This is a genomic window from Sulfidibacter corallicola, from assembly GCF_017498545.1.
Taxonomy (GTDB): Bacteria; Acidobacteriota; Holophagae; order Acanthopleuribacterales; family Acanthopleuribacteraceae; genus Sulfidibacter; species Sulfidibacter corallicola.
In genome coordinates this window covers 1,627,457-1,641,699 of the sequence record NZ_CP071793.1, presented here as the reverse complement: position 1 = coordinate 1,641,699, position 14,243 = coordinate 1,627,457, and the positions used below count along the sequence as shown (strand labels likewise).

At 59.3% G+C, this 14,243-nt stretch carries 8 protein-coding genes; 2 read left to right on the top strand and 6 right to left on the bottom strand.

The genetic code is table 11. The annotated features are described in order from the left end of the window. Positions 1–255: 255 nt before the first annotated feature. From J3U87_RS04775 to J3U87_RS04755, 5 genes are all read right to left on the bottom strand, one after another. Positions 256–948, bottom strand: a complete 693-nt coding sequence (locus J3U87_RS04775; protein WP_237381889.1) for a class I SAM-dependent methyltransferase — start codon at positions 946–948, stop codon at positions 256–258. Between the two features lie 438 nt (positions 949–1,386). After that, positions 1,387–2,226 (bottom strand): hypothetical protein, encoded by an 840-nt coding sequence (locus J3U87_RS04770; protein ID WP_237381888.1) that lies wholly within the window; start codon positions 2,224–2,226, stop codon positions 1,387–1,389. Between the two features lie 115 nt (positions 2,227–2,341). Further along, complete coding sequence (locus J3U87_RS04765) at positions 2,342–4,696, bottom strand: hypothetical protein (protein WP_237381887.1); 2,355 nt, start codon at positions 4,694–4,696, stop codon at positions 2,342–2,344. Then, entirely contained in the window at positions 4,693–7,809 is a 3,117-nt protein-coding gene (locus J3U87_RS04760; RefSeq protein ID WP_237381886.1) for a poly-gamma-glutamate biosynthesis protein PgsC/CapC, read from the bottom strand. Before J3U87_RS04760 ends, J3U87_RS04765 begins: the two co-directional genes overlap by 4 nt. Positions 7,810–7,825: 16 nt before the next feature. Further along, positions 7,826–9,520 carry a hypothetical protein gene (locus J3U87_RS04755; protein WP_237381885.1) on the bottom strand — a complete coding sequence of 565 codons (1,695 nt, stop codon included), beginning with the start codon at positions 9,518–9,520 and terminating at the stop codon, positions 7,826–7,828. 195 nt (positions 9,521–9,715) lie between these two features. On the opposite strand from J3U87_RS04755, the gene J3U87_RS04750 reads away from it, so the two are divergent. Together J3U87_RS04750 and J3U87_RS04745 are read left to right on the top strand one after the other, a co-directional pair. Beyond that, on the top strand, positions 9,716–9,973 hold the full coding sequence (locus J3U87_RS04750) for a hypothetical protein (RefSeq protein ID WP_237381884.1): 258 nt from the start codon (positions 9,716–9,718) through the stop codon (positions 9,971–9,973). A 508-nt stretch (positions 9,974–10,481) separates the two neighbouring features. Next, complete coding sequence (locus J3U87_RS04745) at positions 10,482–12,818, top strand: TonB-dependent receptor (protein WP_237381883.1); 2,337 nt, start codon at positions 10,482–10,484, stop codon at positions 12,816–12,818. A 347-nt stretch (positions 12,819–13,165) separates the two neighbouring features. Here J3U87_RS04745 and J3U87_RS04740 read toward each other — a convergent pair whose 3' ends face one another. Next, complete coding sequence (locus tag J3U87_RS04740) at positions 13,166–14,074, bottom strand: proline dehydrogenase family protein (RefSeq protein ID WP_237381882.1); 909 nt, start codon at positions 14,072–14,074, stop codon at positions 13,166–13,168. Positions 14,075–14,243 lie beyond the last annotated feature (169 nt).

The window sequence follows — 14,243 nt, the reverse complement described above, 5'->3', positions numbered from 1 at the left end:
CATGATTCTCTTGCGCATTCACGATTCGAGCGCCTGCATACCGATGACTACGGATCCTCGCGGGACTACCCTGATCTCGATGGAGTGATGTCGCTCACAGGTTCATTCAACGCCTTTCAGACGATCGACAAACCTCAAAAAACCAACACATGATATATCATCAACCGTCTACCTGACCGCACTCGCGCAATGAATGCGGTGCCCCTTCGCGCCCGGACCCTGTGCGCTCCGCCCTCGAGCGCCATCGGTTCCGGTTCAAGCCGATTCACGATCCATGACGCGGATGGCTTTCACCAGATATTGGTAATTACCGGCTTGCGTTTCGAACTTTTGGGTGTCGATACCCATGGGTTCCAGCACCGGAAACAGGCCGCGAACAAAGGGAGTCCCACTCTCGACACTTTCGGGAATCCCGATCATGCGCATCACTTTCAGGCCGGCCGAGGTGAACAAATCCTGAATGCCGGACCGGGTGAAGAAACGCAGATGGGTTCGGTCCAAAATACCACTGTCTTCGTAGGCCCATTGGTCGGCGATGATTTTATAGATCACGGACCAGTGTTGCAGATTGGGTATACAAGCCAGGACATGACCCTTGTTTTTCAGTAGTTTTTTGCGCTTTGCCAGCTCTTTCCACGGGTCGATGAGATGCTCCAACACATCGCCGTAAATCAGGCAATCCAAGGATGCCTCTTCGATGTCCAGGTCCTCGTTGCTCAGGACCTCCACGTTGCCGAGGATGACGCGATCCAATTTCTGGAGGGCGACCTGGGCCGCCGCCGCCACGAGCTCGACGCCCTGATAGTGTGCTTCGGGATTCACGTGTTCCTTGTAGGCGGCACCCAAACTCCCACCACCACAACCCAGCTCCAAAAGACGGTTCGCCTTTTTCGGAATCAGTTTCAACAGATGGGGATTCACATTGGAATAGTAGGTATCCGTCGTCAAAGTGATGTCACCTTTGTCGCATCGTTTTCATGTCATGGTGTGATCATCAAGAGCATATCATTATCGGGCGGAAACCCGATGTTACTTCGCTCACTTCGCCCGAACCGAGGCCTTTTCTTCCCTACCACCGAGGACACGGAGAGCACGAAGACATAACTATATTAAAATCAAATTCTTGAATCACGAATCGCCGACCACCCAAAGTGAGGTTCTTGCCGAGACCCAATATCCTGCCCATCCAGAAGGCGGGTATTTTGATAGGGGTCTCCGGAGTCGCCGGGCTTTCTATGAAAACCGGTCTCAATCCTCAGGTTACAGGTTTCGGTAAATGACCTATGAATAAGTATCTCGCTGATACCTGACGCCTGAGAACTGAGACCGTGCCCATCCAGCCGAACCACCTTGGGAGTTGTGATCCTTTCCTTTCTGGATGGTCACCTACCGGCCGCCGCGTCGCGGGTGACGGCAGACGCGCAGGTCGGCCAGGCATTTGGCCATCCGTCCACGCAAGGAGCTCTCTCGTTCGAGTCGTTCGCGTGTCGCCCGATTCAACTCGAGGTGAACGAACGCCACGCCGGCCACGCCCTGCAACAGGCGGCCCTGTTTGTTGCGCGTCGCACCCAACTCGAAGACATCGACCCCGAACAGCCGCACCTCGCCCAGCTCCAGGGCGGTCATGCACCCTCCGATCGTGGTGAGGGTGGTGCCTGGCTTTCGCTGGCCGCTGCTGAGAATGACGGCCGATTTCCGTCCCTGAGCCGTACGCCGCTTGGCTGCATCGAAGCCGTGGATCTGCACGACCCGACCGCGCGTCATCACTTGCGAGGCCGCAAGGGTAAACGCCTGAAAATAGGTATCGTCGCGATTGGACAAGTCCAATTTCGAACCGTCGTCCAGCTTGGCCCGGCGCGGTGCCGTATTCCACGCGGCGGCCAGCCACCGGTTCTCGGTGAACAGTCGCGCCACGATCGGTCCGCTGCCGAGATCGTGGAACACGTGCGGGGCCTGAATCACGACCGGCAGGGCCTCGATCGGGCGAAAGGCGTAGAAACCACGCCCTTCTCGCCTGGTTTCCTCGAGTATCCAGATGGTTCCGTCACCCAGGGGAGCGAAGCGACAGCCGAGCGCGCGCCACTGCCGTTGCAGTTCCTGTCCGCGGTCACCGCGGAGCGTTTGGAGAAACAGGCGCTGAACGCGCTGCAGTTCCCCCGAGGAGGGCATCCTGACCGCCACATCGACGGTACTTGCCCGCCATCTGCTCCAAAGCGATTCGGCCATTGCGTCTCCCTGCTTCTCCGTTCGCGTCCCGGCCCCGACGAGGGAGCAGGCCAGGATCCATATCAACATGGGCCCGAGGACCCGACCCGTCCGATGAGGACAGGTTCTCGACAGATCAGGGCTGGTGCGTACCATGGGCGATCGTGGCCTCCTCGGTCTGCCAGATTTTGCTCAACAACAAGTATCCATCTTGTCCCGATCGGTTTTCTACCACCAATCGGTAAGTTCCAGGGGAAACGTCGGCCTTGATGGGGAAGTAGAAGGGTTGGTGCTCGGCGAGCACCTGGCCATTGCCGACCAGGGCTTCCGCGATTTGGCCGGTCTCTCCCACCAGAACCTCGTCGCGTACGGTGAACGTGAACTCCTCGCTCGGGCCCGTGCCCCCGGACACGCCTTCCAGCCGCATCCTCAGTTCCACGGGCGCGTCTCCGCTTTCTCGACCAAGATACCAGCCCTTGAGAGACATGGCGCCCCCGTGATGTTTGGTGACCAGGTAACGCAGCGGTTCCCGCCCCAGTCGGGCCGCCATGCGTTTGCGCCGATAAACGCCGCCCGGCCTGCGGTAATTGACGAATACCTGAAGTGATGGATCGTCGCAGCTAATCAGCCAACGGTAGACCCCCTGCTTCAGGGGCGGCAGTCCGATATCTCCATGAGTGGCAGAAACCGTTTGAGAGAACAGGACTTCGTCATCGAGGGACACCTTCAGGGTGACCGGCGCCTTGCCGTCCTTGAAATACACCAGTGCCGGTCGGATCAACGGGTCCTCACCGGGATTGGCGCGAAACCGGACCTTTTGGGTTCGATTGACGCGCGTTCGCGTGTACACGGTCGACAGCGGATCGCTTTCTTGAAAGGGTTCTTCCGGCCGGGACAACCAGACGTAATGACCCAGCCAGTCTCCACGCGGCAGCAGTGGCTCCGCTCGCCACGGACGCTCGACTTCGTCCACCTCGCTCGGGCGGTCGAGCACGCGAATCAACACCTTTTCGTCTCGGCCGATCTCCGGTCGCAGGGAGAACCACTGGTCGGCACCCTGTTCCTCCACTTCCCGAAACACCCAATTCGCGGGGCGAACGTAGGCGGAAACCAGAAGTGGCGCCGAACTGGCGAGCCGCAGATGGCGCGCACCGGCGGGTAAGCGGAAAAACCATCGAGCGGTATCGGATAGCCGATCGAACTCCGGCCTGTCGCTTTCGGCGATCAAGTAAGGCGAGGGCTCACGCAGATAGGGCGATTGGCCGTCGGCGAGGACCTGGCCTCGCTCGTCGAGGAAGCTGTACTGCCAGGTAATCGAATCCGCGGGGGCAGGCGCCCTCAGATCGAGGCGCAGGCCGGCGCCCGCCTCCGAATGGAACCCGTATTCCAGCACCCTATCGGGCCCGGACAGGTAGCTCGGGGTGGTGAAACCGGAAAGGTTTACCAGGGTGTCGTCGCGCCACAAAGCCAAGTGCGCAGGCCGATCGACCCGCAGGGTCAGCAGCCCGGCGGACCAGTCGCCGAGCTCGTGGCGACCGCCACCCAGCACGAAGCGACGGAACACCGGCAACCCCTGGCCCGATTGACTGACCTCCACCGTGACCGGACCCGAGTCGGGCGCGGTAACCAATTCGAGTTGCAATGCGTTTTCTGTTTTTTCCAAAACGTAGGTCGCGGCATGTTGGGGAGCCAAATCCAAACCGTTCCCCAAGGCAGCCTGCGGATGCGACGACCGCACCGGGTTGGCGCGATCTTCGGTGTAGAGGGCTTGCGTCGCGTAATCCCGACCCATGATGCCGGTAGGTCCCAACGGACGCCACCGGGTACGCATCAGGCCCGCTCGCTCCGCATCGTTCAAACGGGAAGCGGGGTAGATGTTGTCCCTGGCCAGTTCCCGACGCTGCCGGCGCGGTATGCGATTCCAGGCCTGGCCGGCTTCGTCCTCGGGCAGTTGTTCCAAAGCGTAGCAGCGCAGCACCAGGTAGTCGATCTCCGCGTCGCGACTCGTCAGGCTGAAACTCAACGTTTCCGGGAGCTCGTCCCAGTCCCCCACGTGAAAGATCGAAGCCCGGCCGTCGGTGGGCTGCCAGCGCCGGTCTTCGAAGAATTGGGGCGGTCGCTCAGCCACGCCCGCGGGATCGCGCGAGATGCGGCTGAGGAAGTGGTAGGTGCCCGAATGCAGCACCTTCCCTTCCCCATCACGCCAGCGATAACCCAACTCGAACGCGAACTCCTTGTCGGGATCGGCGTGCTTCCGGCCAACCACACCATTGACCACCAACCGCATGCTGGTCGTGGCCGGCGGTACGGCAAACCCTAGGTCGTGGCCCTCATCCAGGCGATAGGTGAGGCTGGATACCGCATCGCGCGTTCGCTGGTATTGATTCTGAAAACCGCGACCGGCGATCCAATCGCGCTTCAGGTCGCGCAACAGCGACACCGCCACCGCGGTCAGTGCCAGCAGGAACATCAATCGAATCAGGGATCTCATGGTCGCCTCCCGATCATCCGCGAAGTCCGCCGATGGACCAGATCCCGAAAGGCGGTCTCACTCACGAAGCCCGTCTCGTCGTTGCCGTGATCCAGGTTGAGGTTGGCCAACAGCATGGGACGGTCTTCCTCGTCGTAGATCGCCAAGTATCCCTGACGGGTCCCGCGATCCCGAAGGAAGCGAATCACATGACCGCCGTCGCGCAGCGCCCCGAGGGTCAACAGGTCGCGGGTCAACTGGTAATGGCGAACGCGACGAATCAGGGCAGGCTCGGGGTTTCGCGACGACCATCGCGGCTGCCAGATACTGAGGTCGCGCGTCTCCTGGGGCACCGCCAACTGGGCCATGCGGGCCGACTCGAGTTCCAGGTTGGGCATGGCGCGATAGCTCTGTCGCACCTTCGCGGTCAGCCACAGCACCCACATCGAAGCCCCGCGCGCCTGGTTCAGGTAGCGAGCCTGATAGAGATTGTGGATTTCCAGTCCGGTCGTTTCGGGTAGGCCATCCACGCGACCCAGCCGATATCCTTCCGTGCGCAAGGTCGCGAGCAAGGGTGCCTCCCCGCCGGCACGCGCACCGACGACACTCGAGCCGTCCCACCACAGGTCGACTTGGGGTTCCCCGGTGAAGCGTTCCTTGCGGGTACGCACCTGAACCAGGTCCAGTGGTGCCCGGCTTTCGCGCAGCAAAACCTGGTGGAACAGATTGAACGCACAGCGCCGATTCTCCATGCGCGTCGGATCCAACACGTTGCCGCCGGGGCCGGCGCGGTCGTCGCCGATCAGGAGGGTGCCCGCTTCGAGTTGCTGGAATTGGGTCAGCCCGAACCCGAAGGTGCCGGTTTCGCCGAAGGGACGCGGTACCTGCAGATGTGCACCCCGACCGCCGCTTTGACGAACGACGAAGGTACAGCCGATCCGCTTGTCGCTCTTGGGATGGAAGACCCAATAGGCATGGCCGTCGGGTTCTTCGACCAACGTGACGCGATAGCCGATACCGGCCGCGGGACCCGCCAGTCGCTCGCTCGCCGCCACGTCGCCGACCTCGGCGGACCCGAACACCAAGCCGGTCATCAGCGGTGTGACCAGTTCGCGATCGTAGAACAGCATTTCCTCGACTTTCAGGGTGCCAGAGCGCCTGGGCTTGACGGTCGCCCTGCGCTCCAACCGGCGTGTCAGGAACTCGGCCAGCCCCGAGGAGACCCGTTTGATTTCGGCGGGTGCACGGTGACGGCGCCGCGAGCGCTCAGACCACTGAGACACGCGTGCTCGCGACACCAGGAGATGGGCGGATCCGGCGTTCAGTGGAGGGCACCCATCCCGCGGACGACCCCAGATCAGCGACAGTTCGCCGAACCGGCGCTCGATCGTCACCGGGAGAATCGAGCGATGAAGCCGATCCTGAACCACCAGCACGTGGCGATCTGCGGATGGGTCCATCTGAGCCAGGCCCATTTCGCGCTTCTTGAACATGACGCGAATGATCGGCTTTTCCTCGAACATCTGCGGAGAACCGCCCGACAAGGCGTCAACCGGCGAATTCAGCGCACACTCGATGACCGGGTCGCGCTTCTTGGTCAAATCGGCGTGAATGGCCAAGAACCGGGCACCCGTCGCGGTCAACAGTTCGAGGCCTGCCTCGACAGTTTCCGGCTCGGCCACCGCCTTCGGTACTTGAACCATCAAGTCACGCGTCCCCTGGGCGTCGAGGATCAGGACGAACGAGCGCCATTCGGTCTGCATCGGCGCCAGCAACAGGTACCGATCCTCCAACCGGCGCGCGCGAAGCCCGAAGTGTTCGGCCCGGTGGTACAGCTCGGTCAGCGTCGCTCGGTCGTCCTTCCCGTTGGCTTCGTCCAACGTCGCCAGATAGCGCGCGAAGGCCGTGCCATCGCCCACCTGAAGACCGAAGCGACCCGCACTCGCGGCGGCCTGGTAGAGATGTGGCTTTTCGGCATACAGCGCTTCCAGCAGACTGCCCGGCGTTTGTTCCCGTTCGACCGAGGTGGTCTGTTCGACCACCGGTTCCGCGACGGGTTGGACCATCACCAGACCGAAACCGATCAGGTTGGCCAGCAAGGTCCCGTAGAAGGCCGTCTGGAGGGTGGCGCGACTGATCCGAATCACCGCCGACTTTTCGTACATCTTGATGGCCAAAAGGGTCGACAGCATATAACCGAACCCGAAGGCATCCGTCGCCTTGAGTTCGGGCATCCAATAGGCCACGGCAAAACTCAACAGGTACTTGTACAGAAACGACAGGTTGAAGAACACCAGGATCTTGCGGCCGCCCTCGATGGAAAGATGGCGAAACAGCGGGGTAGCGAAGAGCAAACGCGCACAGACGACCAGGAACATCGCTTCCACGAAGGACAGGACGATTTTCCCCGGTTGGTACCACTGCAGCGCCAGCAAGGCCGGCAACAGGATGCCGTTGAATTCCCAACCGAATCGTTGGTTCATGCGGCTGGCGATCAGTGCCGTGGTGACCAGGATCATGTAGGCCTTGGGCGTGCCCATGATGCCGGCGGCCAAATCTTCGTACAGGTAGGCCACGTTCCCCAGCGTGAAGTTGGTGAACGGCAGCAGGACGAAGCGAACCAGGAGGAAGGTGATCCAGAGGCAGGTTCCCAGCGAGACCAGGCCGCGTGCCAGTCCTGGCTTCCAAAACTGGTTGGCGATCAGGGCCACGATGATGAGCCCGAAACTGTGAAGCTGGGATCCCAACTCGAGTGGGATCTGCCACCGTGCGGCCAGCCAGGAGGCACACTGCGGCAGGAGCCAGGTGTCGAAGGCGAGCCGGGTGAAGATGCTGGAGAGGACCAGCGCGAAGAATCGGTCGCGACCAAAGACCACGTGCCACCAGCCGACCCGTTCCGGCACGGCGAACATCAAGCGGACCAGGGCGTAGGCGGTCACGCCTTCCACCAGGATGACGGCGACGGATACCGGCTTGAGGATCAGCAGCGGGACCAGGTAACCGGGGACGACCAAGCCCGACAGCGACCAGCCGAAGGTTTGGTTGAAGAAAATCACCACCAGGGCTCCGACCCACACGGTGGTGATGACCGATTCCGCCAGGCTGGCGGGCGGAAAGAGGAAAAGGGGAAACATGTCCACGGTCACCCTCTCAAGCGCCGGCTTTGAGGGACCGGCGTCCGGATCGCGGCACGGACCGCTGGAAGGCGCGCACGTCCGCGGCAGGCCCGGACCGGGCCACTTGCGGCGAGGTGGCTCGATGGCGCAGCAGGTATTGTTCGAGCAGGACGGTCAAGGCGCGCATGCGAACCATGCAGCCGGCGTCCACGTGATAGCGCAGCAGGCGCTTGACGCGACCGGTACGCCCCTGAGACTCGATCTGTTCGGTCAGCCAAGCGGTCAGGGGTTCGGCGATGTCGGCCAGGGCAGCCGCATCCGGCGCGGGGCTCGTGCGGTCGAAAGCCACCACCCAGAAACCCAAGGGACGTTGCCCGCTGAAAAGCGGCACGAGCCACTGGACCTCGTCATCGCCACCCGAGAGGAGCCGATGCACCTGGACGGGGCCTTGATTGGCGAGCGCCCGTGTGAAGGGTTCCTTTCCAGGATCCAACGACTGCATCTCGACGGGTACATCGCCGGTCCCACTGGCGGCGCGCCGTTGCAGGGTTCCCTGGTGGAGTTCCAGGAAGAGGCTGCGCTTGCCGGGCACGGCGTGCCCCACCCAGTTGTTGGCCCATTGCCAGGGATCGCGATGGGCGTCGACGTCCTCGGGAATGTGGCGCCGCACCATTTCGCCGTAGTCCAACTGAAAGAGGCGAACGCGCTCGATGATCAGGAAATAGCGTTGCAGGGTACAGAAGCCCGACAACAAAAAGAGGCCGATCAGGATTTCGGCGACCGGCAGCCAGATCCCGAATGCGAGAAGGCCGACCCAGGAGGCGAAGAGCCAGAAGTTGGCCGTGACCACCAAGGTCTTCATGAAGGCGCGGATGTAGAGGAATTGCCCGGCGATGGCCGCCAGGACGAGCGTGACCAGCAGCAGCGCGAGATCGAGCCAGGTGGGCAGTTCGCTCACCCAGTGACCGGCGAGCATGGCAGCCATTCCCGCCGCGAAAAAGACGTCCTCACCGACGAGGTCGCCATTGGGCAGCGTCACCGAACCAATGGTCGAACGGTAGGGGCCCGAGGGTGGCGCGACGAGGATCACGCGGTGGCGGATGGCACTTTCGGGCAAGCTGTCGGTGAGTAGATGTCGGTAGGTCGCATTGGCCACGTCGCCGGAAATCGAGGCCAGGTGGAAGCGGAAGTGCCCGGGAGCCGGGCTTTGGGCGACCCGTTCATAGATAAGTGTGCCGAGATCGGGAAGGCTGAATGTCAGCGGCCGATCCCCGCCGGACAGTTCGATTCCGGAGGGTTCGAGGGTTTCGCCGAGATTCGGACGGGCGGGCCCCCGAAAGCCGGCGAGGCCCGAATTGTGGGCGAAAAAGACATTGCCCTGCGCCCGCGCCCGATTGAAAAAGGTGGCGGGTGCCCGGGGCGTGAACAGGAACGCGACCACGGAGGGTTCCGCGGCCGTCACGTGGTCCAACAACGCGAGCCAATCGGGCTCGGCATGGGCGTCCGGTTCGGGGCCCAGGAGGAGGATGGGCTGTTCGGTGGTGCCTGCCGAAGGGACCAGCAGCGAGGCGAGGCGGTAGGTCGTTTCGCGAAAGGCGCCGGTCCAACCGACGGCCGCGAAGACGGACAAGACGAGAAGCGTTGCTACGAGCGGTTTGAAGGAAATGATGCCGTGTTGACGATCGAGGCCTGGATTCAAGAGATAGAGCATGGTAGGCACTTTTTTCATGAACATCCAACCTTGCAAGCGAATGAAGTCGCGAACAAGGGTGGCTACGGGAAAGCGTCGAAATACCCTGTACCCACTCGGAAGCGAGCGTGACGCGGCTCACTAATTTCCATCCGACGATTTTTTGGGTCTCAGAGAAAAATCGCACCCCGAAAGGATTGGAGGTGGGGTGCCCGGGCTTGGGTGGTTTGGTAGGTGCAAGATATTTATTCACTAAGAGTCGCCGCCCGGGCCGGGGGCAGCCCGCTCGATTTCGAGAAAGAAACAGCACACCTGGTTTCTGGGGAAGGGTCACGGGTCGTTCATTCAAAAAATGAAGCAGGAATGCATGAAGATGGGAAACCAGGAAAGGATCGGCATTTGGTGTCACATCATGGTCTTGCTTTTCCTGTTTTCGATCATTCCTGCCTTCCTGATCAAGATTTGACGACGGCAAGACCCAGCTCAGGTTGAATGCACCACTTTGTTTCGGGAGAGCTCGGGGAGGACGCGGAAGTGTGCCAAGGTCTGGATGGTTCGGGGTGAAAACCAGAGCAGTTTTTATACTTTTCACCCTTTCGACGACAATGAATTATTCAACCTGAGCTAGTTTTTCTCTATCCGAGAGAATCGCAGATGTGGGTCATGTATCCAAGAGGCAATGCAAAATCGCTCTGCTTTCTAAATTGAGATTCAGTCTCAAAAACTGATTGACATCGGGGATCAGTGCGCTAAAGTAGCCCCCATTGGGCGGTTCGTTGACCGAAGATACAACCTGATAGCTACACATCAGAGTTTTGATTTTTATTGTATATCACCCCCAGTGTGCAGCGGACAAAAGCGACCCGCCCCGAACATAAGAGTTTTTCGACCTGGAGATTTGGTGCAGAACGCGTGGGCATGACCCCAGTGCGTCACGATCTAAGTATGCCTATGTCCCCATGTCGCGCCACTCCCCTCACTTTCTCGAAGGAGACTGATTATGAAGCTGATCACATCCATATTAATCACTCCACTTTTTTTGGTTTGTTCAGTCATTGCGGGTCCGCAACAAGAAAACAGCATCTACGGTACTATCAAGGACCAAAGTGGTTCCCTCGTCCATTCGGCAACCGTCGACCTCAAGAGCTCCCGACAAAAAATGATCGATACGCGAACGACCAACAGCGGCGAATTCACGTTCGACGACATCGAGCCCGGCTCCTACCTACTCGTGGTCAAAGCCGATGGTTACAAAGCGATGGTCGTGTCCGTGAAAAAGGCGAAAAATCAAGCCTTCCACGCGCCCATTATCTTGGAGATGATCTCGTTCCACGAATGGATCACGGTCATAGGCTCGCGGGCCGAAATGGAGATCGCGGACTATCCCGGTTCCGTCGATGTCATCGAAGGTGACGACTTTCTCGGAAGCAGCAGTACCATCGAAAACCTGTCCCAGATTCCCGGGTTCGAAACGGGTGGTGGTCACAGCCGCAACATTGGGCAACAATTCACCATTCGAGGATTTGGTTATCAATCCGAAGAACGGGTCATCATCAAACAGGATGGCGTACGTCGATCGGCCAACCTGTTCTCCAATCACATTTCGACATTTCGCACCGAGCCCGAAATCTTGAAAAAGGTCGAAGCGGTCAAAGGCGCTTCGTCGGTATCCCACGGTGGTGGGGCGATCGGCGGCATCATCGGCATGACCACCAAGGATCCCTCCGACTATTTGACCGGCTCGAAGAATCTTTCGTTCAACATCACGTCTCGCTTGGAAGACAACGAACATCAAAGCTTTTCAGCCACCGTGGCCGGACGCGGCGACAACGGCAAGCTCAGTTACATGGTGTTTGGAAAACAGGCCGAAACCGGTGATCTGGAACCAGCTGATTCGGAAGAAGAAACCGTGGAAAACGACGAAAACATCGATACTTATTTCGGGAAGGTCGTGTACAGGCCCACCGATACCCAATACTTGTCGCTTTCCTTTTTCCATATGAACGAAGATATCGAAACCGTTTGGCAGACCGTGTATCACGGCCAATTCCCCCAGGACGGACCCGTGATCGGTGAACTGAGACAGGAAGATCTCGTCCTGACGTACAACTACAAGCCCGACTCGGACTGGATCGACTTTACGGCCAAGGCCTACTCATCCGAAGGATATTATGATCGCACGGCCGATTACACGTCGAATGACATTTTGGTGGACTACAAAAACGAAGATAAAAGCCGCGGTGTCAATTTAAAGAACATTGCCACCTATATCGGCTCGAACGTCACCCATCACATCGTGGTAGGGATGGATTTCGACAACCGCGAAGAAGACGCGACCTATGTCCGCAACGGAGTACCGTCCGATTTCGGATCCATGCCGAACGACTACAAAGATTACGGTTTTTATTTCCAGGATAATATCTTCCTGTTGGAAGAACGTCTCATGTTACTGATCGCAGGTCGCTACGATCAATTCGATCGCAGTGTCGACCACATCGAAGAAGGGTACGATGCAAGCCGTTTCTCACCGCGCGCCGGCGTGTCGTACGAAGTGATGCCCGGCTTGAGACTGCTCGGCAACTATTCCGAGGCGTTCCGCGCACCGACGCCGCACGAAACCTCGTCCTACGGCCCCCTGAATCCCCATTACTGGTATCTTCCCAATCCCGATTTGAAACCGGAAACCGCGGGTGAATACGAGGGCGGATTCTCCTATCTGAACGACAACTTGAATGGCGGCACATCGGGCATTCTCGTCAAAGGCATGTACTTCAACGGGGATATCGATCAGATGATTTCTTTTCGAACCCTACCGGACTTGGGTGACAGCCCCGACGGCAGCCCCTACGGCACCTATCAGAACGTCGACGATGCCAAGCGCGAGGGTTACGAATTTTCCTTCAACTATTACATCGGCAACTGGTCGACGGACGGATCCTTCGAACATTTGGACCTGTACGATGAAGAAACCAAGGAGAAAGTGCCCAATGCCTTCGCCGACAAGGCGCGACTCTCGCTTTCCTACAAGTTCCCAAGTATCGATGTGATCTTGGGTGGCGATGTCAGTCACTGGTTCGAGCCCGATCAAAATCCGGAGAGCATCTTCTCCAGGGGCACCGAGTATTTCTTCGTGACGGAAGAATTCACCATCAGCAACTTCTGGGTTCGTTGGAAACCCAATCGAGCCTTCAACGCGTTCTTCGATCGATCTTTCGAATTCCATATCGGCGTGAACAACGCATTCAACGATCGGTACATCAACGCGAGAAACGTCGAGACCACGACCCGTAGTGGAAAGGGCCGCAACGTTTGGATGAGCTTGACCAAGACCTTCTAGATCGAGGTGGGCGATTCGGGTGAATGCGTCGTACCGAGATGCCGCTGCGGTCCAACGGATCGGCGGGACCGGCCAACGGCGACGCACCGCCGCGAATCGCTCCGTTCAATCGCGGAAACACGGGTATACCCCGTTCCGGGAGCCACCACAATTCATTCGGTGTGATCATCGATCGCGATATCCGGGAAGTGAAACCCACTTCCCGGCTTTCTTGGTTTCCGGTTTCCCGCTTTTTTTACCGGCTCGCCGCCAAGCGCCGACGGCGAAGCCCTATTCCTGCAAAGGCGCCATCTTCCGGCACAGAAATCGGCACCGCCGCCCCCCGCGACGGCGCCGCATTCCTTCGGTCAGCCCTTGATGAACATGGCTTTGAAGAAGGTTCCGGCCAAGGCCGGGTTCTCCTTCAAACGCCGCACCGAATACCCGTACCAATCCTTGCCGAACGGTACGTAGATGCGCAGGTTGTGTCCCGCCGCGCGAATCTGGTCGCGCAACGTCTCACGGACCCCCAACAACATCTGGAATTCGTAGTGTTCGGGCCCCAGGCCACGCTCGCGAATGATCTTTTCCGATTCCGCCACCAGGTAATCGTCGTGGGTGGCGATGCCCACGAACGCCCCGGCGTCGAACATGGCTTTCAAACACTCGAGAAAGTTGGCACGAACCTCTTCATACCCCTGGTAGGCCAGGTTCTCAGGCTCCACGTAAATGCCCTTGCATAGACGGAAATGCGACTGGCCGCGCGCCGTGATGGCGGCGATATCGTCCATCGTGCGTCGCAGGTACGCCTGGAGCACGATCCCCACGCGTTTGGGTCCGAACTCCTCGCGATAGGCATCGTAGAGGTCGATGGTCATGTCGGTGCATGGCGTGTCTTCCATATCCAACCGCATGAAATTTTCGTGTTTGGCGACGAGTGTCAGCAACTCGTGCAACAGTTCCCGGCAACGATCCAATTGAAGTAAAAGCCCGAAGAAGGTGGGCTTGATGGAAATATTACCGTCGATCTCGTTTGCGACGAGCGCCTCGAGCACCTGTTTGTACCCCAGCAGGGATTCCTCGGCCTGATCAATATTCGTCAGGAACTCCCCCAAAATATCGACCGTGACCCTGAAACCCTTCTCGTTGAGGTCCCGGCAAACGGCCATCGCCGAGTCCAGATTGTCTCCGGCGATGTAGGGTTTCGACAGACGTGCCACGATCGGTTTGGGAACCAATGGAAGCGTTTTGACAATGAACTGATCGAGAATCTTCATGAACGGTGTCATCTCCAAGGCATGAGTTTGGAAAAGCCGGCCTTGACATCGACGTGGAACGGTGAGTCCACCATGTGATCGCCCCCCCTTTCGCCGGCCCCGACACGAACGGCGCATCGGAAAACCGAACAAAATATGGCGACCGTTCCCTCCGGTCCCTTCCCACGGA